Source organism: Paenibacillus sp. FSL L8-0708 (assembly GCF_038009325.1).
GTDB lineage: Bacteria > Bacillota > Bacilli > Paenibacillales > Paenibacillaceae > Paenibacillus_AQ > Paenibacillus_AQ odorifer.
The window spans coordinates 5844471-5867708 of sequence record NZ_JBBPBC010000001.1; the positions used below are offsets into that span (position 1 = coordinate 5844471).

Below are 23238 nucleotides of genomic sequence, written 5' to 3' on the forward strand. Positions count from 1 at the left end.
GCCGAAATCCATTCATTCAACCCTTTACCGCTCCAACAGTCAGGCCTTTGACGAAATACTTTTGCAGCATCGGATACAGCAGAATGATCGGTCCGATAGTGAGTACCGTCGTAGCCATTCGTACGCCATAGGTGGGCGCTTCTGTCGAGATCGCTGCGGCAGCAGGAATCAAATTTTTAGCCGCTTCCATGTTAGAGACCATCCGCCGTAGGATTAGCTGCAGCGGAAACAGTTTTTCATTGTCGATGAACATTAAGCCCATAAACCAGTCGTTCCAGTAATATAGTGCATAGAACAAGCCAACGGAAGCTAGGATCGGCTTTGAGATCGGTAGGATAATCTGGAAGAATACCCGCATTTCGTTAGCGCCGTCGATCCGGGCTGCTTCTTCCAGTTCATCCGGCACGGTGCGAAAAAAGCTGACCAGTAGGAAGACGAGAAACGGCTGACAGAGCAACGGCAGAATCAGTGCGCCGATGCTATTCTGCAGATGCAGCCACTGGCTGACAACAATATAGAAGGGAATGATCCCTCCCGAGAAAAGCATAGGCAAGTAACAGAACAGGAGTAGCGGTGTCTGCAGCACATTGCGCTTGTTGGACAACGAGTAGGCGAGCATCGCCGAGATGCACAGTGCCGAGAGTGTCCCGATCACCGTAATCAGGATAGTGACTTTATATCCCTGGGCCAGTGCATCGGAATGCAGCAGCGCCTTATAAGCCGCTGTAGAAAAATGCTTAGGAAACAGGGTATACCCGTTCACGATCAGTTCGCTTTCCTTCGTGAAGGAGCCGATGATCATCAGTAGAAACGGGAAGACACAGAAGATCGTAAACAAAATGAGAATGATGTAGGCCATGGCTGTAAAAGTACGGTCGGATGCCGTCTGTTTCATGATTTCCCTCCTAGAACAATGCGGATTCCTTAGATGCCTTACGGGTGATGGCGTTGGCGGACACGACGAAGATGAGCCCCATGACCGATTGGAACAGGCCCACAGCTGAGGACATCCCGAAGTCGTGTAGCTGTCTCATCGAGCGGAAGACGAAGGTATCAATGACGTCTGTGGTTGAATAGAGCAGTGAATTGTCACCGATGATAGCATAGATCATGGCGAAATCGCCATTAAAGATACGGCCGACCGACAAAAGCGTCATGATCGAGATCGTTGGGACCAGCAGTGGCACCGTGATCTTCATCATGATTTGGCGTTTAGATGCACCATCAATGCGGGCGGCTTCATAGAGTTCCTCGGAGATTCCGGTGATCGCGGCCAGAAAGATGATCGACAGGTAGCCGGCACCTTGCCAAACCCGGATCACCGTGAGGATGGCCGGCCATAGCTTCGACTCGAACATCCAGTTGATCGGCTCTAACCCGAGATTCTGCAGCCAGGTATTAACCGGTGGCTGTTCGCCTCCCAAAAACGATTGGACGAGCATACCGATTACAATCCAGGACATGAAATAAGGTAAGAAAATTAGCGATTGAGATATTCTCTTGAAATACTTGTTGCTTACTTCATTGAACATTAGCGCGATCAGCACCGCAAAGAAGGTTGTGAACATGATAAACAACACATTCAACCCGACCGTATTGCGGAGAATCACCCAAAAGTCATTCGAAGTAAAGAAATAGTCAAAGTTCTTAAATCCAACCCACTTGCTCCCGGTAATCCCGCGGGAGAAATCATACTCCTTGAAGGCGATCATGATTCCGTATATAGGGAAATAACTGAATATTAGAAAAAACAGCAAACCGGGAATCGCCATTAGGTATAAAAAAGGACTGTGTGCGATCTGCTTCAGCTTCCAGCGTATGCCCCGTCTTTGAGCATGCTCCATGCTCCTACCCCCTTATTTGTCATTGGTCCGTGCACGGCCGAATGTCTGAAATCACCATATCAAGCCGTTGAGCAGAGAACAATTACAACATGCAACGGTACTTCTTCCTTGCATCCATTCACCGGTTCTTGAATCCATCACTCACCGCAAAATCCATTGATTTGGTTCAGTGAAGATGCTTCTATGGTACAATAAACCCTGCATTCCTAAACAAAAGGAACCATCCGGGGGAGCTCAATGGAAAATATATTTAATTGGAAACGAATTAAACGACGAACGACTTTTCTAAAAATCCTCATCTATTTTATTAGCGCAACGACATTCCTGCTCGCCGTTTCTTTTGTTGCCCTTTACGGGCTGTCTGCCAAAACCCTCTTAAACGAAATCGGCGATCATACTGAGTCAGCTCTTGTCAATGGCGGCAAGAATACGGCTCAATTGATGGAATGGTCCATCAACTACGCTTACTCCTCCAGCTCTGACAGCCAGCTAGAGTCCTATGCACTGGCCGAAGTAAACAGCACTTTTGAGACCTATACGGTCTGGAGTCGGCTAATGAATGTGAAGAATGGCAATCCATCCATTGATTCGGTCTATCTGATCAATGATTACACTGACAGTATCATCGATTCCCGGCTGGGGCTTACCGACATCGACGAGTTCTATGACCAAGAGGTACTGGAGCGGCTGCGTACACGCAAGATTACGGACGGGGCATTTCTGATTCCGCGCACCCTCCATATGCCTCTGAATTCTAGCAAATATCGGAGGGTGATTACGGCCATTATTCCCTATGAAACCGGCAAGTCCATATCGGCGTTTGTATTGAACGTGGATGCGGACAGTATTATGACACTGCTGCAAGCCAACAGCTTCCTAGAAACCAACCTATTTGTCCTTAACGACAAGAATGAGATGATCTTCAGCACCGATCGACTAAGTCAGGATCAAATACAGGATTTCACCGCAGCCAGCTCGGATAAGGTAAATGGCTGGAAGCTCTACAAGCCTGAAAACGAAAGGGAACAGATGCTGGTTTACGCCCAGACCTCGATTAAGGGTATTCAGAACTGGCGCTTCTATGAGACCATTCCCAAATCTGTCATTCTGAGCAGGATCGATTTCCTGCGTAATATCACCCTACTGTTGTTCGGCGGACTGCTCCTAGTTTCGCTCGGAGTAGTCGCTCTGCTGTCCCGAAAAGTCTATTCGCCGATTCAGGAGCTGGTGCAAAACGTCATGAAACAGCACCAGTCCGAAAAGCAAGACGGTCTGCTGGCAGCCAATGAGCTTGATTATTTGTCCCAGGTCTTCGTCTTTCAATCGGAGAAGATCCACGAACTGACAGAGGTGGGCCGGCAGCACAAATTCTTCGCTCGGGAACGCTTCATGCGTGAACTGCTCAGCGGTCCGGCGCCTTCTCTTGAGGAGATTCGCCAATCTATCCGCCGGCTGGAGATTGAGCTTCCGGAGGAGAACCTGTCGGTTGCCATCTTCCGGATCGACTACTTTCCGTCGTTTGTCCAGAACTATTCAGATAAAGACCAGCGGCTGCTGCGGTTTGCTATGACCAATATTGTCGGAGAGTCACTGCAGCCCTTCTTCGCCGCCCGAATTCAAACCGTGGATATGGGAGCGGATCATATCGCCGTCATCCTGCCGGTGGACAAAAGGCAGCCTTATGCTATTGCCGACAAGCTGCGGGAGTCGCAGCGGCTGGTGAAGCAGTATCTCTCCATTAGCACAACCGTGGCTTCCGGCAAATGTATGGAAGGATTAGCCGAGCTGCATGAAGGATACATGACTGTATACGAAATGACCCAGGAGCGCTTTCGGCTGGGGCATGGCTCACTCGTGTCGGAAGAGCAGGCTGATAGTAGTCCGAACGAGCTGTACCATCTTCCGCTTGAACTGGAGAGGCAGATGGTACATGCAATTCAGAAGGCCGACGGCGACGCTCTGCTCCCTACGATGGACGCTGCTCTCTCCGCGCTTAGAGAGCGGCCTTATTTTGAGTGCAAAATGTCGCTTATCACCTTTTTCATGCATGTTCGCCGTTCTCTTCAGGAAGCTGCTCCACATTTCATACTGTCCAGCTCCTGGGGACTCACTTCCGTCGAGAATCAGATTATGAAGCTTGAGACCCTCCAGGCATTCGGAGAATGGATGGAGGACTTGTCCAGCCAGACGCTGGCGGAGATCGCCGCTGCCCGCAATGTATCCAAGAAGGCGGGACTTGTCCAAGAGGTAGATCAACTAATCGCAGCACATCTGACCAATCCTAATCTGGCTACCAAGCTGCTTGCCGATGAGCTCGGATTGTCGATTAATTACCTGCGCAACCTCTACAAGCTGGAAACCACCCGTTCGATTACCGAAACAATATCCGAACGCAGGCTCGACATCATTTGCGAGGAGCTGCTGGCGAGCGACGAGCCGATTGAGCCACTTAGTCAAAAGTATGGATTCACAACACTGAACACATTTTACGCGGCGTTCAAGAAAAGGTACGGAGTAACACCAGCCATGTACCGGAAAATGAATAAATAGCGGTATGAGACCCGCTTTACCTATCCGGAAGTCTCTAGCTTACAGGTCCCCTCTTCAAGTAGTTATATACTGAAGCCTGTACAAAATCAGACCATAAACAAGATATCAGATTGACTCACCATCCATATGATCACCAGCCAAGTTCAAGCAACGAACCGGTTGGAAAATACTCTTATGGGTATATGCAAGGGAACGTCGCAATTAAGGTGAACGGATACCCTATGATCTATCTGGCCAGCTTGAAAATGGGACATGTATTATCCCCTCCATTGCTGCTGCTCTCCAATAAGACGCTAATTTAATTGATGTTGCAGGCCTTATTCTTACCCATTATTAATAAGAGGAGTTATAACATTTATGAATCTACCTATTTTTTTGCAACCTGTTTTTCAAGAACGCATTTGGGGTGGAACTAAACTCAAGGACTTGTTCAATTATCCCATTCCAAATAACTCGACTGGCGAATGCTGGGCGATATCGGCACATCCTAATGGACAGAGCATTGTAAAAGGAGGGGTCTTTCAAGGTATGTCACTTGGGGAGCTATGGAACTCGAAACCCGAACTATTCGGATCAAGTTCACCAGTGTTTCCTTTACTTACTAAAATTTTGGATGCCTCAGATAATTTGTCTGTTCAGGTGCATCCAGATGATGGCTATGCTGATAAGAATGAGAGTGGAGAGCTTGGTAAAACGGAATGTTGGTACATTCTCGATGCTGAGCCTGATGCCACTATTATTTACGGGCACGAAGCATCATCTAAACAGGAATTAGAATATATGATTCAAAATGGGGAATGGGAGAAACTGCTCAGAAAGATTCCAGTAAAGCAAGGAGATTTTTTCTATGTACCCAGCGGCACATTACATGCTTTGGGGAAAGGAATTGTCGTATTGGAGACCCAACAAAGTTCTGACACGACTTATCGAGTATATGATTATGGTCGCCGAGATAATTATGGGAATTTGCGTGAACTTCATTTAGGGAAAGCCATCGAAGTTACAACTACACCACAGATACATACACCAGCTTCATTTATAACCCGAAAATATGACGGGCTCAATATAACCCAATTTGTTTCCAATTCGTACTTTACAGTAGAAAAATGGGAAATTATTAAAAAAACAAAATTGCCAGTTCATCCGAAATATTCTCTCATTAGTGTGATTGAGGGCAGCGGTTATCTTTTTATCCACGACGATAAGTATAGACTAAATAAAGGTGATCATCTTATCCTACCTGTTGATTGCGGACCTTATGAAATTGAAGGAATGATTCAGCTTATAATTTCACGTGAATAAGTTGTGCCCTTACGCTATATTATGCTAATTATAGTAAAAATGTCGAAATATTTTTTTACATTTCTTGTATATTAAATCCTAAGGTTGCCTTTCCCTCTCATCATTCCCATTTTATTAATGAGAGGAGATGGAAATATGCATAATGTTAACGAAGATCAAAAAGCAATTAAAAATGCTTTTAGTAGTTATGTACAGTCGTGTTTACGTCATGCAAGCCGGGATTACTATAAAAAAGCTCTTCGCCATACTTCTCATACTATTCTGTTGGATGAAAAGGAATTTAATGGCATTAAACCCACATTTAACATTTATTTGTCGTCCTCTACCCGAGTCGAAAATTGTGCTACATTGATACAAATTATCGATGAATTGAAATTTAGTACTGTAGAAAAGAGGGTATTGGTCTTAAAGTACTGTAAGGATCAAACTGATAAAGAAATTGCATATAATCTTGGTATCTCAAGACAAGCAGTCAGTAAAATGAAAGCAAATTTATTACGAAAATTAAAAGAGCACCTCGCTTTACATTGTTAAACTAATAATTCTCTTAACCTTACATTAAATTCAAAAGGGATGAAATCATTATGCAAGAAATAGGTACACTGATTGAGTTGGCTCAGAGTGGCAATCGTGATGCCGAAGCTAGACTGATTTTTCTTTATCAACCACTGATAAATAAATTTGCAAAACAAAACGGGCATATAGATGAGGATTGTAGACAACACCTTACTTTAGAGTTCATATTAGCAGTACGTCGTTTTAATCTTAATCGTTATCGTTAGAATATGAAGAATGCGTTTTTAATCTTTGCATTATAAACATTAATTTATCATTTCTATAACCTTTAATTGATAGATATTTTTATTAACCTGTGTGATTAATTTGTAACCCCCTGTCTTTATGGCAGGGGGTATATTATATTAGTGAAAGCATTCTATCCTGACAAGTAGAGGAGCAAAAACAGTTCAAAAGTATAGAATTTTAATTGCTTATTCCTTATCTCATCCCCATTTATATTATATGGGCTAAGCTATAAAAAAGCCCGTTTCTAAATTTCTCACTTGTTCTTTGATATCTACATATCTTCTGTTCAAGTACTTTCCCATTGCCTCTGTAACAGCAGAAGCGACATAGCGGAAGCGCCAAGACGGTCACATGTGACCTGAGCGACTATCTTTCCGACTTGAATCATCCTATGGTAGGATGAATCGCAATGACCGGTATTGGGGATTATGATACTTCTGCCTGGCCAGCGTCACTGCATTGGGGGCAGCCCGCTCAGATGGGGGGGAGCTTTAACAAAGCTATGATGTCGAGTAACCGTCGGCAGCTTGAACAGCTCTCTATAAATTTCTCGAGAATATAGTGATTCATGAATAATACCTTTATCCTCCATATATATACAAATATTCCCATTGTTAGGAAGTGCTATGGATGCACACTGATATAGGACAGCCAGAACTTCAATCTTTACTTCTGTTTATGTATCGTAATTTTCCCGATGTAGTTAACATAGATCAACTGTGCGTTATGTTAGGTAATATAAGCACAAAAACTGCTTACAAATTATTGCAAACTGAACGTATACAGTACTTTAAGATTGGTAGGATATACAAAATCCCTAAAATCTATATAATCGAGTACTTAGCCACAGTTATAATTGGTACTTCACCCTCTAGCTTTCACACTTTACCGCATTGAACCATTCTTCTCATACGTGTTATAATTAAAAACGTCAATGGTAGAGTTAATGCGGGCTGCTATGAAGGAGGAGAATTCATGGTAGCAGGCCACCTACAAGAAAAAAAAGGGCTTTTTTATATGGTCTTGAATTGCAAGGATGAAGAAGGCAAGAGAAAACCAAAGTGGATTCCAACTGGTCTTACGGTTAAAGGAAACAAAAAAAGAGCAGAAGCATTGCTATTAGAGACAAGGAGGGAATTTACTCTTCTTTTAGAAGTTCCTGAGGAAGAACCGATAATTGAAGAAATTATCGAAGAAATGCCAGCTGAAGAGCCAGTCGATCAAGGACCACTATTTTCTGTCTTCATGCTTCAGTGGCTAGCAATGATGAAACACAAAGTCGAGTTTATCACTTACGCTTCCTACCACAATGTTATAACGAATCATATTGTTCCTTACTTTGAAGAAAAGGGACTCTTTCTCAAAGAATTATTACCCAGTCATATTCAAGATTACTATCAGTATGAGCTTGACGAAAATGGAGTGACAACCAACACGGTTCTTCATTATCACGCAAATATTCGCAAAGCGCTAAAGCATGCTCTCAAGAATGATTTAATTAACACTAATCCGGCAGATAAAATTGAACGACCAAAGAAAAATGATTTTGTTGGCAGTTTTTACAACAAGCAGGAGACTAATATTCTGTTTGAAAAAGTTAAGGGTGAACTGATAGAGCTAGCAGTCATTCTTGCCGCTTTTTATGGATTGCGGCGAAGTGAAGTAGTCGGATTGAAGTGGACAGCTATAAATTTTGAAAACAAAACGATTAGTATAAGGCACACTGTAACTCCGGTTTATTTTGAAGGTCAAGAACACATCATTGAAAAGGACCGGGCTAAAAACAAACCGAGTCGCCGCACTCTACCTCTTGTGCCGGCCTTTGAGGAATTACTGCTTAGGACTCGCGATCTACATGCACTCAACAAAGCAATATGCGGAAACTCTTACTGCACTGATTATGAGGAGTATATCTATTTGGATAAATTGGGACAACGAGTTAAACCCGGCTATATTACACAAAACTTTACTAGAACTCTTAAAAAAAATGGTTTACGTCATATTCGCTATCACGACCTGCGTCATAGTTGTGCAAGCCTTTTACTCGCCAATGGAGTCAGCATGAAAGAAATCCAAGAATGGTTGGGACACAGCAACTATTCCACAACAGCTAACATATATTCTCATTTAGAATATAGCTCTAAAGTATCATCAGCCTCAACGATGAGCAATGTTCTGGTCTTTTAATAAAAAAGACCGCATTGCCCTCAATGTTTCATGAGAGTCATGCGATCTTCTCCTCGTTCCCTCCTCCGGAAAAAGGAGAGAACTGCAGGAGAGAACTCGATAAAAAGTTCTCACCCAAGCTGTTTCAAAAACCAAGGTTTTTCGGAAAAAACCCTTATAAATCAAGGATGCCGAGGACGGGGGTCGAACCCGTACGGTACTCACGTACCGCAGGATTTTAAGTCCTGTGCGTCTGCCTGTTCCGCCACCCCGGCATATTATGTGTTGAAGCTTCATACGTTGTTCACATATAACGCGACAAGAAATATAATATCATGAATATCGATAACGCGCAATCCTTTTTCGAAAAAAATTTATTCACAATAAAAATAACCCGTTCAGCCAGAACCGATACGGGTTATTATAAACGCGGATTATCTACGCTCGTCACTTCTGCTTCTCATTCCGGCAAGACCCAAAAGTCCAAGCAGACCGAGCCAGCCCCAATTAGATCCTTTGTTAGTTGCAGCATTCGTTGTTGTACTAGTTGCACGGTATTTGCCGGTCTGTGTGGTGTTGGTTGCCGGGTTGACAGTGCTGTTGGTTCTGTAGTTATTTCGGGTGTCATTGTAGTTATTGGTGTTGTAGTTGTTAGGTCTGTAATTATCATCGATGCGGATCTTATCTTTCATAATGCTCTCATGCTGATTCAGCGTTCCAGTGGTGCCGTTCATTAAATTGCCTTCCGTGTTCATCATCCGAGTGTGTTCCGCAGTCCCATCCATCCCGGTATTCGCGGCTGGGATACCGCCCAATGCTGCTGATCCCACGGCATTTGATGCATAGCTAGCTCCCATTAGACTCATTGATAATACAGTACCGCATGCAAGGCTTGTTATCAGCTTGTTCACAGTGTTATGCCTCCCTTTAAGGTTAGTTATCACTGATAATTTCCCCTTGGACGGCACTGTCTATGCATGGTGGTTTTACTCTTTTACTACATTAACTGTCTTAGTCACAGCATCATAAGTAACCTTTGCTCCAAGCGCCTCAGCCAGCGCACGTATGGGTACATAGGTTGTTCCGGTATCGAGAACGCCATCGGTAAGCTTGCGGCCGTTTAGGTTAATGGTCACTGTAACGTCTTTGTTCACCTGATCATCCCCTCCGGTAATCTTTTTTAAAGCCTCTTTGGCTTGGTCCGTCGTTGGACGTTTACCTGCCCGAAGTTGATCTATAGTTAAACCGAAAGTCATTTGCAGATGTGAATAATCTTTAAAAGAGGTCCAGTCCCCGCCCCATTCTAAACCAAGCCGCTTAGCCTCCTGTACAACCTCTTGCCAATCTGCTGTCTTATCCTTATCACCATCACGATTGATATCCCAAGAAAGGCTAGTGCCATTCGGCAGCAAAAGCGCAAAATCAAACGCAAGACCATAATTATGATAGCTGGTACCGCCTTTAGCGTTGGTAACTATCGGTCCTGGTTTGCTTCTACCCTGCGCATACAAAGCATTTTGCTCAGCAATGGTCCGTAGACCCTGAGTAATAACGATAGGGACTCCTCTCGCATGGCTTTGCTGAATCAAAACATTCGCACCTGCCGCCAAGACAGGATGAAGCCCGACCAGACGCGCCGCGGATTTTTCCCTCAATTGCTCCAAAGTCAGCATAGAATCACCCCTTTGGTATATTCAATGATGCCTTTGCCCTATTTGCCTGTACCCCTGTCCCCCTTAGGATGATTTCCACAAAAAAGGACAAAATATTTAACGAAAGGTGGGAGACATATGGATATTCATAGCGATAGCTATAAAGTTGCAGCCCTTAGTGAACAGGAAGAAGCACTGGAAATTATTCGGAATGCTGAAGCTTCCATTGCACATCTGACCGGTAATCCTACCGTTACCTTAATCGCTTATGAGAAAAGCGAAGGCAACGGTTCTCAGCATTAAACGATGTAGACCTCGACAATATCATCCACATCGATCCACTTCCATTCCTCCGCCCACTGCAGCTTAAACTCACGCGAGTGGGTGTGAATGGAAGTCACAAAACCACTTAACATCGTATTTTCAAAAGGGTCAAAAAGAACAACTGTCACTCGTACATGACTCCGCAACGACAAAGCCAGTGTACATTCAATCTCCTCCAGCTTCTGCTCATCCAGAATAGGCTTGATGCGGCGCAGCGTTTCCCGTTCATCTCTTATAATTCGTATCTTATGCTCCGGCAGCATCATGCGGCTGCTTTCCCACAGCCCGTTTTTCTCCAGCTTTTTGCCCATGGTAACCCCTCCTTAATTATATATCTATTCCTCTAAACACGAACGTATGTTTGTATTATATCCGCATCTTCGCATATTAATCAATAATCAGGAAAAAGATACCTTTTTAAGGGTTACTCTTTATTCAAAAGATGTATATTAATGTATATCTATTCAAGATAAAATTCGCAGCAAAAAAACGCTGACAGATAAACTGCGCAGCGCCTGATTTGATTTATTCTTGAACAACGTCCCCAGACTCTGAGGTAGCCTGACCTTCGGAGTCTATAAGTCCTGTTGCTTCTCTTGCCTCGTTAAGCTTGGAAATACCGAATAACATCGCTACATCAGCGTTCTGATTCAATTCATTAAATTGCTCAGCCGTAACGTTTGCGGAATCAGCACCTTGAGAGGCCTCTTCTTTTAAAGAATAAGCACTTTCAAAGGCAACTTTAGACTCTTCGAGCAACTTACGAATGTCTTCAGGCAAGCTGGAGGAAATTTTTACTTTCTCGGCTTGATTCGATAAATCTGTTGCGGTACTCTGGAATTGCTTAATTTTCTTCTCCAACTGCTTGTCCGTGAGTTCTCCTGCTGAATAACCCGCAATGGCTTCGTTGAACTCCGCTAAAGAAGTTTTTCCTGACTCTTCAAGTTTAGACATTTCATTGTAGAAGTTTTGCACGGTCTCCTGCACTTCTTCCTCCGTGGCAGGTGCCGATGAAGTTGAATTATTGCTGCAGGCGCTAAGGATGACAGTCATCATCAGCATTCCTATTAGTAAAGCTTTTTTCATTATTTATCCCTCCACTTAACAGGATAATGTCGGTTTGTGTAAAGCGCAAATGAAATATATGTAAAATGACTGTTATGTTATAATTATTTTAATTGTGATCAGGAAAGGAGAGTATTTATGCCTTATTGCACCACCTGTGGAGCGGAATACAAGCAGGGCGCTAAATTTTGTGGAGAATGTGGAACCAGCCTTGACGGTACTGCTCCAGTAACCGCTCATCGACCAGCAGTAGATAATCATGTCATTCAAGAAGTCGTGCTCTGGAAAGGCAAACCTGCCGGCATCTCGGATCGACTCAAAGGAATCGTAGGACTTAACACAACTTCATATACCATTACAAGTCAGCGTATTATGGTAAAGACCGGACTTATCGGTAAAAATGTTGAAGAAATCGAATTGCTGCGCGTACGCGATTTATCCGTAAAACAGTCTATCATGGACCGGATGCTTGGCATTGGATCATTAACTGTATTTTCTGATGATGCCTCAGCGCCTCAGCTTCTTTTTCGAAAAATCCATGATGCCCAAACCGTCAAAGATGTTCTGCGCAAAGCCGTTCGTGACGAGAAGATCGCCAACAACATTAGCTACCGCGAGCAAATTTAAGACGTTCATACGTAAAAAGGCCCCGGAAAACCGGGGCTTTTTGCTTGCGCTTGCACACTTGAAGTACTCTTTTTTAAGGAAGATAAAATGCCCCCGCTGGGATAACCCCCTTGATCTGGCTCGGACTCTCCCACTGCAAAACAACCCGGGCGTCGCCCGCATTCTCATAATACTCCACCTTTATTTCATACGGCTTACCTGCAATCAGGTTTATACTCCCTTTTCGTTCCTGGCCGCTCTGATTCACCCAACTATCAATGACTAGCCCGCCATCAATCCATACCCGTATCCCATCATCAGAGTAGGAATAAATGGTATACACCTCGCTAAAAGCAGCCGTCAGCTTCCCACTCCACCGCACAGAGAATGCATCTACACGAATGGCAGGATCAGGTGAACCTTGTCTCCATGAAAAGTTAATATTGGCATCCGTTCGCAACAGTGCAGGCGTGCCGCTAAGCGTCATGTTATTGTAATATTGGCCACAGAGTCCACTCTCCAGCACACTATCCCCGATAGCAGCGAAAGCGGCGGCCTCAGCAGCATACTCCTCTCGTGTGAATACCATTTTGTCGTTCATAAAAGCTTTTATCACAGCGTCGGTATTCTTCTCATAGAGGAGTTTCCCCCAGGTCAGCTGATAAGACCATTTGGGCTGTGTTTTGGACAACAGTTCAGCAGACGGAAGCTCTCCATTCTCACCAATCGCAATCAGCTTGCCACGACCCAGATCCCATAAATTATCATAATGACTAATCTTGAAATCCGCGTCATAAATGTCGAGCGCCAGCACATCTACCTTATCACTGCCCGGATAGTATTCTGCCGGCTCATCACACCACTGATTTTTTGCGTTTGGACTCCAAACCCACAATAAATTATGCAGCTTATGATAATTGGTAAAACGATCGAACATAAGGCTCCACAATGCAGCGTAATTGCTCTTTTGCCCCCACCAAAACCATCCACCATTCATTTCATGATACGGCCGCCAAAGTACAGGAACCCCTGCGTCATTAAGCTTTTTCAGCGACAGGGCTATCTTATCCAGATCAGCTAACAGAGCATTATACTGGGTGGTACCTGGGGTTATATATTTATCAAAATCAGCATTGCTTAGGCTCGTATTTACATTCCCCCAAGTTGGCGCTGTCCCCGGTAATGCAGCGTGATAACACATCGTTACAATCCCGCCGGCCCTAGACCAGCGTATCGCACTGCTGACGACCCAATTCCGTTGATTGTCAATTAGAGCCTGTGACTGATTATTGATTGCTCCCAGCTCGTAGCCATGCAGCGCAGCATATGCCCCGCTGGTATTTTTAAGCTTCTCCATGAGCTCGTCTGCACTTTCCAAATAATCATGTTGGCCGCTTATCACACCCTTTCCCTGCAAGTAATAGAGGGTATTCAGCAATAGCTGAGCCGAGGACGACAGCCCCGAATCCGCCGGAGCCATTTGTAATCTGCGAAAAGCCATCTGCCACTGCACATCGCCCACGAACCTTGATGCTGAATCAACCATCTGACGAATAATCCGCTGCTCCATCTATTCTCACCATCCTTTTAAATCTTTTTAAGTTATAGTATGGGGACAATAATGACATGAACTCAGCGAATGGACATGAAGTTGTAAAATAAGTTGGGACGATATAAGGAACTGCTGAATAAATTCACGGCTCAACAAAAAAAGGAGCTCCGCGGCTCCTCATTACTTTTTTTCTTATCTCGTGTACCTTAAAGGCAATAGCTCAGTGATTTCATATTTAGCTAATCGGTCATCCTCCGATACAATTATCTTGCAGTCTATTCCATAATCCGCAATTAACTCTCGGCACATGCCGCAGGGAGAGACTACTTTAATCTCTTTTTCCTCGCTGTCTGGGTCAGAATGCCTTACCGCAACAATCGTATCAAATTCCTTATAACCTTCGGATATCGCTTTGCCAATCACCATCGCTTCTGCACAGACTGTAATCCTCCCCATGCTGGCTTCCACATGTACCGCTGTAAAAATCTCTCCTGTTTTAGTACGAAGCGCTGCACCCACATGGTGCCGTCCCCATTCATAACGCCTGGTAATTATATCTTCGGCAGCCGTAATAAGCGTCTGATCCTCAATGGTAATTATGTACTCCATATCCAGTTCCGTCCTCCTTTATTTTACCTAATTATATTAAATCGCACTGAATTATGATATAAGATATACTATTTTAAGTGCCAAAAAAGGAGGAGCAGATTTGAAAGTGAAAAAATGGATCTCCAGTCTCATCATTGTTGCATTACTTGCTTTGGCTAGTTACTGGTTTGAACAAAACGGAGAGCCTACAGACCCCTCGTCTCCATCCGATTCGAGTGTTGTTCAGCTAACCTTCCCATCAGACCGCTATCCTGAGACCGCCAAACATATTCAGGATGCCATTGCGAAGGGTGAATCCGCCACATGTACGATTAACCGAGAGCAGGCTGAAGAGAACCGTAAAGAGTCCTTAAAAGGGATTCCCACTAAAAAGGGGTATGACCGGGATGAATGGCCAATGGCTATGTGTAAGGAAGGCGGCGTTGGTGCCGACATTGAATACATAACGCCAAGCGATAACCGCGGGGCAGGAAGCTGGGTTGGCAATCAGCTGGAGGATTATGCAGACGGAACCCGGGTAGAATTTATGTTTAAATAACGGTCTGTCTGACCAGCCCCAGGCAATAGAATAGCCCCACCTGGCATTCGCCAGATGGGGCTACACTGCACATCAGCTAACTTAGAATAAGCAAGCTTTAGTGATGATAACCAGCAAGATGAAAAGTACCAGAATTGCTCCTGTTGAAGTCCAAGGACTACACACCGGACCTACTGATGCTGGACTTACTACCGGACCTACGTTACAACCACAACCATGTTCCATTCCCATTTTCAATTCCTCCTAATGATTAATGACTACAGCACAAGATATGTAAAAAGGAGATAAGCCGTTTGGGCGAATTGGCAAACAAATGCCAATCACCTAATGAATTGAAGGTAGACAGTCGATAAACAGGATATACACAAAGGAGGTGCAATATGGATATAGCTGCATTATCAATGGCAATGAGCCAAGCATCCTTAGCTCAAAATGTTGGGATACAGGTCATGAATATTGCCAAGAATCAGGCTGAAACCCAGAGCCAAACCATGGTGGAAATGCTGGGCAAAAGCGTTGCTCCTAATTTGGGAAAAACACTTGATATTAGTGTGTAATTGCTTTATGCTAAGGATACATGAGAACGAATGTTCCTGTGTATCCTTAGCATTTTTTTACTCTACATAGCCCTTCGGGCTTTTCTTTTGCACATTTATGCGAACATACGATCCCATTAGTGATTTATTAGTGATTTTAAACGAGGTGAATAAGTTGGAGAACATGAAATCATATTATCAAATGACTGTGCTTGAGAAATGGACAGAGGATTTATACAAGCGATTAAATCTTCATCAGCCTTCACAAATTTCAATATCGTATATTGCAGAGCGGCTTAATATCTGGGTTCATTATTTGGATGTGAGAAGCAAGAGCATTGAAGCGTCTGCAGGGATGTACAGCCTGTTTATCGACAACCGCCTTCCAGCCAATCTTCAACGGCTAGAGTTTCTTCATGAACTGTGTCACCTCCTTCGCCATGGCAGTGATAATCAGACCTTGATGCCAGAGCATTTCACGCGGGCACAGGAGGATGAATCGGAGCGTTTTATCTTGTATGCGGCGATGCCTTACTCCATGATCTCCCGCATGACATTGCCTGAGCAACGGGAGGATGCCATCTCCTATCTCGCAGCAGAATTTCAAGTTCCTGCCGAGCTGGCCTTACAGCGGATTGATCAGATCCAAAGACGTGTGTTCCAAGGGCAATTATTGGCCGTGATGGGAAGAAACGAAGAACGACTGACACATATTCGCAACGGATCACGGAGATAATAAGCTTAGTTGCAATAGTGCTCTGCATATTCATTTATGGTGGAATTTCTCGTGAGGGGGAACGACATGGAAGCCATTAAAGTAATTGAATTATTACTGACTCATCCGGATTATAATGTAGATGCAGTACACCCCGAAATCCCGGATTTCGTGGGCATTGAGACGATTGAGGTGGATCACGAAACGGGGACCTTCTCCATTTTATTGCAAGAACCCAAAGAGGACTAAAAGAGAATCATTATTCTTCATAAGTTAAAAGGCAGCAAATATAGTATATCCCGGCAATTCTTCTTTCGCTTACGCCTGGATTACTATCAGTATTTGCTGCCTTTTTGTATAATCTGTTATGCAGATACAAACTGTATCACACCAATAAGAATTAGAATAACAAATACACCGACAAAACCCCATATTTTAAAACTATAAGATTTTCACCTCCGGCAGCCTCGGACTTGCCTGGTCCTCCAGCATCTTAATTTGCTGCTCCAGCTCCAGTATTTTCTCTTCCTCCTGCGTCATATATCTATGAATGACATACCAGTCTCAGTATATTATCTTATACTATATACAAATTATTTATATGGAGGGAATTAATGAAGAAAAAAACAAAACTAATCTTCATCGTTCTAATCCTTTTAATCTATGGAATAACATCCTTATCCTTCCACTACTTCCAAAATCATATGAACAGAGAAGTCATTCATTATCTAGTAGAGACGAGAAATTATAAGAAAGAAGATTTTGATAAAGTATACACCCAGATTGCCAAAGCTCCCCTCGTAAGTACCACGGTGATTTTTGCAGACGAACCCTACGCAAGATACTTTTATCGAAAAGAAAATGGAAGGATCTTTCAATACAGCAGGGCTCCTGTTAAAGGTAATGATCCTAGCTATACATATAAACATATCGAGGAGAATCTCCCGTGAAGGAGTTGCCCTATAAAAAAGACGCGTTTGTCCAGCAGTCAGCACTTGGCTGCTTGGGCAAACGCGTTTTTTAATCTTCCCTGCTCTAAATAGGTAAACATCGTTTGCGTAGACAGGTGATGGTAGAGGGTCCAGGACATGTGCCGATGCACTTGACTAAAGAGAGTATGGATAAGCAACTTGAAACTTGTAACGAAGCCCCTTTTTAGACATTAGGTCCACTGACTACAGATAACATTGGCGTGGTTCTTAGCAGCTATCGGACACAGTTGATCTTATGCGCGGTATAACCCTCCATTTCAAAGTGTAGCGGACCCCATAGCCTTTATTGGCATGAAAAACACCATATAAGACCTCCTTTTTAAGGAATAGCGTCACTGGAGTCCGCGAACCTGCTCAAAAGCCTATAAATATACAAATAACGACTTCTGAGTCCGTAAGCCTGTGGAGATAATTTATGAATAGGTATTCTTTACGCTCAAACACAAAGGAATTTTCTCAGGAACAAAATGTGACCTAATGCCGTCCTAAATGGTGTTATAGGTAAAGGGAGGGCACAGTATCATGCAGCGATCCATGACCCGGCCGGGAAATCATGTGATGAAGAGTTACGAAATCTACGCAGATATGCTGTTCCGGATCGCATTGGTCCATCTAGGCAGCCGGCAAGATGCCGAAGAAGCCACTCAGGATACCTTCATCAAGCTAATAGAAAAAGCGCCGGAGTTCAAAGATGCCGAACATCAGAAGGCATGGCTGATCCGGGTGATCACCAACCATTGTAAAACACTACTGGGCAGAGGCTGGCGCAAGCGTGAGGTTAAGCTGGAGAGCGCTGAGCCAATTGCGGCAGACAGCCCCGAGGATTGGGCTCTGCTGCAGTTAGTTATGGCGATGCCCATGAAGTATAAAACCGTAATCCATCTTTATTATTACGAGGACTATCCCATCCAGGAGATCAGCAAGATTCTGCAGATTAGTCAGTCTGCCGTGAAGATGAGACTTCAGCGGGGACGGCAACTGTTAAAACTGGAGCTGGAAGGAGCGGAACCACAGTGAAGGAAGATCAGTTTCGAACAACATATAAGAAAGCGGTGGATTCGATGAAACCAGGTGAAGAGATGAAAAAAGAATTGTTCAATAAAATAGAGCAGCGGCAGGAGCGGAAGCGTCCGCGCAAAACCGTTTATATCGCGGCAAGTGTCGTGCTCGCCGCAGGAATCGGTCTGGCTGGGCCTAGTATATGGCAGCAGTTGAACAGTCAGAGCTCCCCAGGGCAGGTTGCCCAGGTAACTCCGGGAGCAAGCATTGCTGGCAATTCAGGCACAGCTACATCCGGCAGCATTGTCATTCCCAAGCTGAAACTGCCAGATAAGGAGTCTGGCGTGAAGGCAGATATGATCGCCTTGGTCGTGTATAAAAATAATATTTATACACAGTCAGCGACTCGCATTGACGCTGACGATGCTGCTGCTCTGCGCGGTGACAAGTTGGGACGCACTACAGGCGGCATCAACGAATGGAGCATTAACGACGAATATATTGAGTTAGCCTCGAACATCGGCGAAACGGATCTCTATTCCGTGAAGGGCTATGACTCCAGCTTCCTAATTATGTCCTATTCGGAAATCAACGGTAAGGTATTCGCCGAACTGTATGAGCACACGAACGGCATCACCATAAACAGCGGCGCCGACCTGTTCGGCAAGCTGAATCTTGAAGGCCGAGTTACTTCTGCTCAATGGGAAAGCTTCAACAGCTGGAACAACGGCCTCCAGCAGCAGGCGCCAATCGCCAATGGCGAGGCGCTTGATGGCTTCCTGACAGCCCTCCAAGCTGCCAAACCGCTGGCAGCAGAGCCGCTGATCGAGCAAGGCATCTACGACAGCGAAGACCGTAAGATCATCTATTTGCAGCTGGAAGACAACGCCCGAGTAGAGCTGACGCTGTTCGGTCAAGGACTTGTTCGCTACGGTCAAGCACCGGTATTCTTCGAGGTCGAATCCGGGGCATTCCAGCAGCTGTGGGACAGCATGAAACTTTAGGGATGCTGGTGGAAACCCAGGGATAGCGGTTGGGACTGCGATCGGGACTGCGATCGGGACTGCAATCAGAACTGCGATCGGGACTGCAATCAGGACTGCGATCGGGACTGCGATCGGGACTGCGATCGGGACTGCGATCGGGACTGCGGTTGGGCCAGCGATCGGAGGCAATTAGGGACAACGTTTCGGTCGCCCTGCTCTCCATTGGACAATTTAGCTGGCTGTTAACAAAAACGGCGCTGCTTCAAAACCATTTCATGGTTTGGAGCAGTGCCGTTTTGTGCTTTACTGTATGGTTTACGAGCCCGCATACTAGATATGCTGGTTGTAGAGGTGAGACTACTGATTGTTCCTTTAAAAGCTGCTTCTCATTGTAATTTCTGCAACTAAATCTATGAAGAGCACGGCACTAACGAGCTAACGAATTAACGAACTAACCTCCTCCACCTCGAGCTATCGGACCCAGATGTCGCTATTTGCTGATTTTCAGCCTTAAGAGCATGGTTTCGGACTCCATGGACGCTAATGCCTAGAAAGAGGCTCACATGCGGTACTTTTTATGCCAATAGTGACTATGGAGTCCGTTAGAATTGCAAATTTGGAAAAAAAACGCTTTAAGGGTCAGCTGTGTCCGACAGGAGAAGCATCGTTCACGTAATTGTTATCGAATCAAATTTCAAAGGAACACAGGGTCTCTCTCGATACTTCCAATTGCTACAAAAAAGGAACGCCCACCATGGACGCTCCTTGAATTTCTTATTAGTCTACTACACTCTAGCTAGTTACGCATTTACACTTTCCGTTTTACGATCCTGTCTTGCGTGTAATGTTTTCATTGCAAATCTTGCGATCGGCTGCGCAACCAACAGTTCAATCCAAAATGCTATTCCAAAGTTTCTCGGCCAGATGTGAAGAAAGTTTTTAAGTGGATCCAGGCTTATTTGTTTCGTCCCAACCCATGTGCCGATAATTGATAGTAAAATAGATAACACTGTGACATTCAATAAAGTATTCAACAGAATCCTTGCATTAAATCCATCGGTTTGTCCCATGAATTTCGGCATCACTTTTCCAACAATCGGTCCTGCAACTAATCTTACGGATAAAACTACGATCATCCACATAAACGGAATAACCTTTAGTGTATCTATATACACTTCCTTACTGAAGCCGCGTTCCAACCCCACAATAATAGGGGCGATAGTGTTAACTGAAATGATTGAAATAATGAGTAAAAATAGTATACCTTCTTTTCCGTTTCTGGGCAGTCTTGTGTCTCCATGCATGTTTGTCATCTCCGTGAATAATATTTCAGATGGCAGACGTATCATGAGACATATATTTTTGGTCCAATAAAAAAGACCAATATCTCTACACACTGATATTATAATTATAACATTTATTTAAAATAAATGTCAGACCTTCTATTTAAAATTCTCCTGCTGATAGTGAATAGTTACCTGCATACGCCTTACAAGAGCTGCAGTGGCAGAGAAGTCGTAAAAATCCTCAATTGCTGTTCAACTTATAATCAAGTTATCTTCAGATTTCTGAAAATTTATTTGTATTTCCCCACCTAATTAGACCTCTCAGTATTCATTTCCGCGATTTTTCTGATTCCCTTGTCCAAACACAATGAATCTCAATTCATATATATATAGCAAACTAATAAAGAGGTGAAGCTCATGGCAACAACAACAGGCATCATTACGAACACAGGGACTACCCCAGCATCCAACGTGCTCATTAATATCGATAATGACAACCTTAGTTTTTCATCTAACGTAGTCTATCACGTTTACGTATGGAATACCTTGGTTAGTAAAGGTTTAGTCTACTCCAACTCATTAAATGTTAATGCTAACACCAGCCAGTTTCTCGGTTTTAATATCGCAGGCAATTCAGCTTATGAAGTCCAATTTCTAGTAACTGGAAACGCACCGGCAGACACGATTATCACGGTGTTCGGAACGGATTCGTCAGGAAACGTCATTCCCCATCAAAGAGTGCTGCAATCCGAACTTACTTTCATAGCTCAGCTGAACCCATAAGTACCGAAAACTCTCTGACGAAAGGAGCTTAGCATGGCTAATATTCAAATTTCGCCGAGCGCAAGCGTTCAGTTTGAGCCCACCATCGCGGTAAATTGGCTTAATCCTTCAGTTATGGTTGCCGTAGCTGTAGATCTTCGATTAGGCCCTCCTAATATAGGTTTATACAAATCTATTGACGCAGGTGCCACTTGGACAACAACGTTATTGCCGTTACCGACAGGATTTGCAGGCATCGAAGCACCACATATTGATTATATTTTCCCGACCACTTTCGTAGTATTAGCCCACGCCTTCGATTCAGACGGTCTCAGCGGGTCGATCGTTTCCTATACATCTGCCGACAATGCCTCTTCATTCGGACCTCCAGTCATCGTGAATCAAGGGTTTGGGCAGTTTGTAAATGATGATCAGGTGGTCGTTGTCACCGACAAAGCTGGATCAAGTCCCTTTTTTGGAAATGTATATACTGGTTATACGCATGATTACAACACACAATTCATACCGGGAAATACGATATTCTTCAATCGTTCCCTAGATAACGGTAGTACCTATTCCAGTCCCTCCCTGCTGTCTTCGGTCGAAGAATTCGAAGAATTCCCCGGTATAGCAATTACATTAAATGGGATTGTTATCGTGGGATGGATCAATCAGCCTCCCGGTAATACTGATCTTAAAATTCGCACATCCTCAGACGGTGGGGTCATTTTTACTCCTGAAACCATGGTCGCCAGCGTTGTAGTCCCACCAGATCCATTGCCGGGATATACATTTAGATGTCTGACATACCCTTCCCTCGCAGCAGATATTTCTAATGCACCGACGACGCGAGGTAATGTCTATGCTGTATGGCAAGATTTTCGAGAAGGTTATTCCGATATTTTTCTTGCCACTTCCACCAATTTTGGTGTGGATTGGGGGGCACCAATATCCATTACAGGTAGTCCGGTGGGCTCCCAAAACTTTTTCCCAGCCATCACCGTATCCCCTGCGGATGGTGCAATATTCGTTACCTATTACACTAATCGAGTCAACCCCCTCAACCTTGATGTTTATCTAGCAACCTCTAGAGATGGCGGTATGACGTATACAAACACCCGGATAACAACAACTTCCTTTGACGTCACCGGCATCCCCCTAATTGGGGACTACATCGGTAATGCCATCGTCCCCCAAACAGGCCGTCTAGTGAGCGTATGGACAGACACGCGGACCGGTACTGAGAACATCTGGTTTGGGGATAATCAATAAGCTATTAATCAACTTCTGATGATAAATTAAAAGGCTGTTAAGTTAGTATACCCATCTTCAATAAAGGATGCCGAGCGAACATGCGGCATCCTTTATTGCTTCTTATCAAAATTCAGCATTAACCTGTTCAAAGAAATCATCAATTTCAGCGTATTGGACATGCTTTTAATTCAATCAAAAATCTACGGCGTATGGTGCTTCTACTTAATAGTCTATATGTCTTGACTGTCCCCCTTTCCTCTACAAGAGTAGGGCAGTTCCACAGAATACATACTTTTTACCGTTTTCCAGATGATCTATGATAAAACCAGTGGATCTAACAACGCCGTGACCAAAATGTGATCATTCTCTATTTTGTCGCTTTTCCAACTCTTCCACTTCTACTTACAAGGGAACCTACAGACAGCAAAAAACCCTTACAAAGTAAGGGTTTTTGATAAGTGGGCCCTGAGGGACTCGAACCCCCGACCAATCGGTTATGAGCCGACCGCTCTAACCAACTGAGCTAAGGGCCCGGATCTAAAAATATCCGAATGTACAATTGCTGTTGTACTAAAATTGGTTGCGGGGGCAGGATTTGAACCTGCGACCTTCGGGTTATGAGCCCGACGAGCTACCGGGCTGCTCCACCCCGCGTCATAAATAATATTCAAACAGCGACAATAAATAATATACAGT

The 23238-nt window shown here is 44.2% G+C and carries 27 protein-coding genes, 3 tRNA genes and 1 pseudogene; 18 read left to right on the forward strand and 13 right to left on the reverse strand.

Annotated elements, in window-relative coordinates; translation table 11 throughout:
• Nucleotides 1-16 precede the first annotated feature (16 nt).
• Both NYE58_RS27640 and NYE58_RS27645 read right to left on the reverse strand, forming a co-directional pair.
• Nucleotides 17-895: a carbohydrate ABC transporter permease gene (locus tag NYE58_RS27640; RefSeq protein WP_076205096.1), complete on the reverse strand. Its 879-nt coding sequence runs from the start codon at nucleotides 893-895 to the stop codon at nucleotides 17-19.
• 10 nt (nucleotides 896-905) lie between these two features.
• On the reverse strand, nucleotides 906-1844 hold the full coding sequence (locus NYE58_RS27645; RefSeq protein ID WP_042130110.1) for an ABC transporter permease: 939 nt from the start codon (nucleotides 1842-1844) through the stop codon (nucleotides 906-908).
• A 237-nt stretch (nucleotides 1845-2081) separates the two neighbouring features.
• Here NYE58_RS27645 and NYE58_RS27650 point away from each other — a divergent pair, with 237 nt between their 5' ends.
• The 6 genes from NYE58_RS27650 (at nucleotide 2082) to NYE58_RS27670 (ending at nucleotide 8687) form a co-directional block, all read left to right on the forward strand.
• Nucleotides 2082-4394, forward strand: coding sequence for a helix-turn-helix transcriptional regulator (locus tag NYE58_RS27650; RefSeq protein ID WP_341003579.1), 2313 nt, complete (start codon nucleotides 2082-2084; stop codon nucleotides 4392-4394).
• Between the two features lie 357 nt (nucleotides 4395-4751).
• The gene (gene manA, locus NYE58_RS27655) at nucleotides 4752-5696 is read left to right on the forward strand and encodes a mannose-6-phosphate isomerase, class I (RefSeq protein WP_341003580.1); all 945 of its coding nucleotides are present in this window, start codon (nucleotides 4752-4754) and stop codon (nucleotides 5694-5696) included.
• Between the two features lie 135 nt (nucleotides 5697-5831).
• Nucleotides 5832-6230: a sigma-70 family RNA polymerase sigma factor gene (locus NYE58_RS27660; RefSeq protein WP_341003581.1), complete on the forward strand. Its 399-nt coding sequence runs from the start codon at nucleotides 5832-5834 to the stop codon at nucleotides 6228-6230.
• Nucleotides 6231-6280: 50 nt separating this feature from the next.
• A complete protein-coding gene (locus NYE58_RS27665; protein WP_076148292.1) occupies nucleotides 6281-6478 on the forward strand; it encodes a helix-turn-helix domain-containing protein in 198 nt (65 codons plus the stop codon).
• Between the two features lie 700 nt (nucleotides 6479-7178).
• On the forward strand, nucleotides 7179-7397 hold the full coding sequence (locus NYE58_RS37580) for a helix-turn-helix domain-containing protein (protein ID WP_445671793.1): 219 nt from the start codon (nucleotides 7179-7181) through the stop codon (nucleotides 7395-7397).
• 78 nt (nucleotides 7398-7475) lie between these two features.
• On the forward strand, nucleotides 7476-8687 hold the full coding sequence (locus NYE58_RS27670; protein WP_341003584.1) for a tyrosine-type recombinase/integrase: 1212 nt from the start codon (nucleotides 7476-7478) through the stop codon (nucleotides 8685-8687).
• A gap of 168 nt (nucleotides 8688-8855) precedes the next feature.
• On the opposite strand, the gene NYE58_RS27675 is transcribed toward NYE58_RS27670, so the two are convergent.
• The 3 genes from NYE58_RS27675 to NYE58_RS27685 all read right to left on the reverse strand — a co-directional run bounded on the left by NYE58_RS27675 (nucleotide 8856) and on the right by NYE58_RS27685 (nucleotide 10339).
• Nucleotides 8856-8941 (reverse strand) — tRNA-Leu (locus NYE58_RS27675).
• Nucleotides 8942-9100: 159 nt separating this feature from the next.
• On the reverse strand, nucleotides 9101-9577 hold the full coding sequence (locus NYE58_RS27680) for a WGxxGxxG-CTERM domain-containing protein (RefSeq protein WP_076136668.1): 477 nt from the start codon (nucleotides 9575-9577) through the stop codon (nucleotides 9101-9103).
• Between the two features lie 75 nt (nucleotides 9578-9652).
• Nucleotides 9653-10339 carry a M15 family metallopeptidase gene (locus NYE58_RS27685; protein WP_076220018.1) on the reverse strand — a complete coding sequence of 229 codons (687 nt, stop codon included), beginning with the start codon at nucleotides 10337-10339 and terminating at the stop codon, nucleotides 9653-9655.
• 117 nt (nucleotides 10340-10456) lie between these two features.
• Here NYE58_RS27685 and NYE58_RS27690 point away from each other — a divergent pair, with 117 nt between their 5' ends.
• Nucleotides 10457-10621: a hypothetical protein gene (locus NYE58_RS27690; protein WP_169744799.1), complete on the forward strand. Its 165-nt coding sequence runs from the start codon at nucleotides 10457-10459 to the stop codon at nucleotides 10619-10621.
• Here NYE58_RS27690 and NYE58_RS27695 read toward each other — a convergent pair.
• Together NYE58_RS27695 and NYE58_RS27700 are read right to left on the reverse strand one after the other, a co-directional pair.
• Nucleotides 10618-10953 carry a YolD-like family protein gene (locus NYE58_RS27695; RefSeq protein ID WP_076128863.1) on the reverse strand — a complete coding sequence of 112 codons (336 nt, stop codon included), beginning with the start codon at nucleotides 10951-10953 and terminating at the stop codon, nucleotides 10618-10620. The genes NYE58_RS27690 and NYE58_RS27695 overlap by 4 nt on opposite strands.
• 214 nt (nucleotides 10954-11167) lie before the next feature.
• Nucleotides 11168-11728 (reverse strand): hypothetical protein, encoded by a 561-nt coding sequence (locus tag NYE58_RS27700; RefSeq protein ID WP_076128860.1) that lies wholly within the window; start codon nucleotides 11726-11728, stop codon nucleotides 11168-11170.
• Between the two features lie 117 nt (nucleotides 11729-11845).
• On the opposite strand from NYE58_RS27700, the gene NYE58_RS27705 reads away from it, so the two are divergent.
• Nucleotides 11846-12334, forward strand: a complete 489-nt coding sequence (locus tag NYE58_RS27705; protein WP_076128858.1) for a PH domain-containing protein — start codon at nucleotides 11846-11848, stop codon at nucleotides 12332-12334.
• Between the two features lie 73 nt (nucleotides 12335-12407).
• Here NYE58_RS27705 and NYE58_RS27710 read toward each other — a convergent pair whose 3' ends face one another.
• Together NYE58_RS27710 and NYE58_RS27715 are read right to left on the reverse strand one after the other, a co-directional pair.
• Nucleotides 12408-13883 (reverse strand): glycosyl hydrolase, encoded by a 1476-nt coding sequence (locus NYE58_RS27710; RefSeq protein WP_076276762.1) that lies wholly within the window; start codon nucleotides 13881-13883, stop codon nucleotides 12408-12410.
• Between the two features lie 174 nt (nucleotides 13884-14057).
• A complete protein-coding gene (locus tag NYE58_RS27715; RefSeq protein WP_038572821.1) occupies nucleotides 14058-14474 on the reverse strand; it encodes a cytidine deaminase in 417 nt (138 codons plus the stop codon).
• Nucleotides 14475-14580: 106 nt separating this feature from the next.
• Between NYE58_RS27715 and NYE58_RS27720 the strand changes: the two genes are divergently transcribed.
• Entirely contained in the window at nucleotides 14581-15012 is a 432-nt protein-coding gene (locus NYE58_RS27720; protein ID WP_076192139.1) for a NucA/NucB deoxyribonuclease domain-containing protein, read from the forward strand.
• A gap of 81 nt (nucleotides 15013-15093) precedes the next feature.
• On the opposite strand, the gene NYE58_RS27725 is transcribed toward NYE58_RS27720, so the two are convergent.
• Complete coding sequence (locus NYE58_RS27725) at nucleotides 15094-15243, reverse strand: hypothetical protein (protein ID WP_155288175.1); 150 nt, start codon at nucleotides 15241-15243, stop codon at nucleotides 15094-15096.
• 149 nt (nucleotides 15244-15392) lie between these two features.
• Here NYE58_RS27725 and NYE58_RS27730 point away from each other — a divergent pair, with 149 nt between their 5' ends.
• The 7 genes and pseudogenes from NYE58_RS27730 (at nucleotide 15393) to NYE58_RS27760 (ending at nucleotide 19258) form a co-directional block, all read left to right on the forward strand.
• Nucleotides 15393-15569 carry a YjfB family protein gene (locus NYE58_RS27730; RefSeq protein ID WP_076098563.1) on the forward strand — a complete coding sequence of 59 codons (177 nt, stop codon included), beginning with the start codon at nucleotides 15393-15395 and terminating at the stop codon, nucleotides 15567-15569.
• 163 nt (nucleotides 15570-15732) lie between these two features.
• Nucleotides 15733-16284, forward strand: a complete 552-nt coding sequence (locus NYE58_RS27735) for an ImmA/IrrE family metallo-endopeptidase (protein ID WP_036683410.1) — start codon at nucleotides 15733-15735, stop codon at nucleotides 16282-16284.
• A gap of 66 nt (nucleotides 16285-16350) precedes the next feature.
• A complete protein-coding gene (locus NYE58_RS27740) occupies nucleotides 16351-16512 on the forward strand; it encodes a hypothetical protein (protein WP_155288176.1) in 162 nt (53 codons plus the stop codon).
• 365 nt (nucleotides 16513-16877) lie between these two features.
• Nucleotides 16878-17213: a DUF3139 domain-containing protein gene (locus tag NYE58_RS27745; RefSeq protein WP_076220020.1), complete on the forward strand. Its 336-nt coding sequence runs from the start codon at nucleotides 16878-16880 to the stop codon at nucleotides 17211-17213.
• Nucleotides 17214-17326: 113 nt separating this feature from the next.
• Nucleotides 17327-17419 (forward strand): annotated as a pseudogene (locus NYE58_RS27750) (phosphomethylpyrimidine synthase ThiC); the annotation flags it as partial.
• Between the two features lie 358 nt (nucleotides 17420-17777).
• A complete protein-coding gene (locus NYE58_RS27755; protein ID WP_076220021.1) occupies nucleotides 17778-18272 on the forward strand; it encodes an RNA polymerase sigma factor in 495 nt (164 codons plus the stop codon).
• Entirely contained in the window at nucleotides 18269-19258 is a 990-nt protein-coding gene (locus tag NYE58_RS27760) for a hypothetical protein (RefSeq protein WP_081387487.1), read from the forward strand. The genes NYE58_RS27755 and NYE58_RS27760 overlap by 4 nt, the downstream gene beginning before the upstream one ends.
• A 782-nt stretch (nucleotides 19259-20040) precedes the next feature.
• On the opposite strand, the gene NYE58_RS27765 is transcribed toward NYE58_RS27760, so the two are convergent.
• Nucleotides 20041-20544: a hypothetical protein gene (locus tag NYE58_RS27765; RefSeq protein WP_076128844.1), complete on the reverse strand. Its 504-nt coding sequence runs from the start codon at nucleotides 20542-20544 to the stop codon at nucleotides 20041-20043.
• A 399-nt stretch (nucleotides 20545-20943) separates the two neighbouring features.
• Between NYE58_RS27765 and NYE58_RS27770 the strand changes: the two genes are divergently transcribed.
• Entirely contained in the window at nucleotides 20944-21309 is a 366-nt protein-coding gene (locus NYE58_RS27770; protein WP_076128842.1) for a hypothetical protein, read from the forward strand.
• A gap of 33 nt (nucleotides 21310-21342) precedes the next feature.
• Nucleotides 21343-22560: a sialidase family protein gene (locus NYE58_RS27775; RefSeq protein ID WP_076128840.1), complete on the forward strand. Its 1218-nt coding sequence runs from the start codon at nucleotides 21343-21345 to the stop codon at nucleotides 22558-22560.
• A gap of 441 nt (nucleotides 22561-23001) precedes the next feature.
• Here NYE58_RS27775 and NYE58_RS27780 read toward each other — a convergent pair.
• Nucleotides 23002-23075 (reverse strand) — tRNA-Ile (locus NYE58_RS27780).
• A gap of 44 nt (nucleotides 23076-23119) precedes the next feature.
• Nucleotides 23120-23196, reverse strand: a tRNA-Met gene (locus NYE58_RS27785).
• Between the last annotated feature and the right edge of the window lie 42 nt (nucleotides 23197-23238).

Excerpts from the sequence above, each read along its gene's own strand:
- NYE58_RS27640 (WP_076205096.1), bottom strand. The coding sequence starts at position 895 with ATGAAACAGACGGCATCCGACCGTACTTTTACAGCCATGGCCTACATC.
- NYE58_RS27645 (WP_042130110.1), bottom strand. The coding sequence starts at position 1,844 with ATGGAGCATGCTCAAAGACGGGGCATACGCTGGAAGCTGAAGCAGATC.
- NYE58_RS27650 (WP_341003579.1), top strand. The coding sequence starts at position 2,082 with ATGGAAAATATATTTAATTGGAAACGAATTAAACGACGAACGACTTTT.
- manA (WP_341003580.1), top strand. The coding sequence starts at position 4,752 with ATGAATCTACCTATTTTTTTGCAACCTGTTTTTCAAGAACGCATTTGG.
- NYE58_RS27660 (WP_341003581.1), top strand. The coding sequence starts at position 5,832 with ATGCATAATGTTAACGAAGATCAAAAAGCAATTAAAAATGCTTTTAGT.
- NYE58_RS27665 (WP_076148292.1), top strand. The coding sequence starts at position 6,281 with ATGCAAGAAATAGGTACACTGATTGAGTTGGCTCAGAGTGGCAATCGT.
- NYE58_RS37580 (WP_445671793.1), top strand. The coding sequence starts at position 7,179 with ATGTATCGTAATTTTCCCGATGTAGTTAACATAGATCAACTGTGCGTT.
- NYE58_RS27670 (WP_341003584.1), top strand. The coding sequence starts at position 7,476 with ATGGTAGCAGGCCACCTACAAGAAAAAAAAGGGCTTTTTTATATGGTC.
- NYE58_RS27685 (WP_076220018.1), bottom strand. The coding sequence starts at position 10,339 with ATGCTGACTTTGGAGCAATTGAGGGAAAAATCCGCGGCGCGTCTGGTC.
- NYE58_RS27690 (WP_169744799.1), top strand. The coding sequence starts at position 10,457 with ATGGATATTCATAGCGATAGCTATAAAGTTGCAGCCCTTAGTGAACAG.
- NYE58_RS27695 (WP_076128863.1), bottom strand. The coding sequence starts at position 10,953 with ATGGGCAAAAAGCTGGAGAAAAACGGGCTGTGGGAAAGCAGCCGCATG.
- NYE58_RS27700 (WP_076128860.1), bottom strand. The coding sequence starts at position 11,728 with ATGAAAAAAGCTTTACTAATAGGAATGCTGATGATGACTGTCATCCTT.
- NYE58_RS27705 (WP_076128858.1), top strand. The coding sequence starts at position 11,846 with ATGCCTTATTGCACCACCTGTGGAGCGGAATACAAGCAGGGCGCTAAA.
- NYE58_RS27710 (WP_076276762.1), bottom strand. The coding sequence starts at position 13,883 with ATGGAGCAGCGGATTATTCGTCAGATGGTTGATTCAGCATCAAGGTTC.
- NYE58_RS27715 (WP_038572821.1), bottom strand. The coding sequence starts at position 14,474 with ATGGAGTACATAATTACCATTGAGGATCAGACGCTTATTACGGCTGCC.
- NYE58_RS27725 (WP_155288175.1), bottom strand. The coding sequence starts at position 15,243 with ATGGGAATGGAACATGGTTGTGGTTGTAACGTAGGTCCGGTAGTAAGT.
- NYE58_RS27730 (WP_076098563.1), top strand. The coding sequence starts at position 15,393 with ATGGATATAGCTGCATTATCAATGGCAATGAGCCAAGCATCCTTAGCT.
- NYE58_RS27735 (WP_036683410.1), top strand. The coding sequence starts at position 15,733 with ATGAAATCATATTATCAAATGACTGTGCTTGAGAAATGGACAGAGGAT.
- NYE58_RS27740 (WP_155288176.1), top strand. The coding sequence starts at position 16,351 with ATGGAAGCCATTAAAGTAATTGAATTATTACTGACTCATCCGGATTAT.
- NYE58_RS27745 (WP_076220020.1), top strand. The coding sequence starts at position 16,878 with ATGAAGAAAAAAACAAAACTAATCTTCATCGTTCTAATCCTTTTAATC.
- NYE58_RS27755 (WP_076220021.1), top strand. The coding sequence starts at position 17,778 with ATGCAGCGATCCATGACCCGGCCGGGAAATCATGTGATGAAGAGTTAC.
- NYE58_RS27765 (WP_076128844.1), bottom strand. The coding sequence starts at position 20,544 with ATGCATGGAGACACAAGACTGCCCAGAAACGGAAAAGAAGGTATACTA.
- NYE58_RS27770 (WP_076128842.1), top strand. The coding sequence starts at position 20,944 with ATGGCAACAACAACAGGCATCATTACGAACACAGGGACTACCCCAGCA.
- NYE58_RS27775 (WP_076128840.1), top strand. The coding sequence starts at position 21,343 with ATGGCTAATATTCAAATTTCGCCGAGCGCAAGCGTTCAGTTTGAGCCC.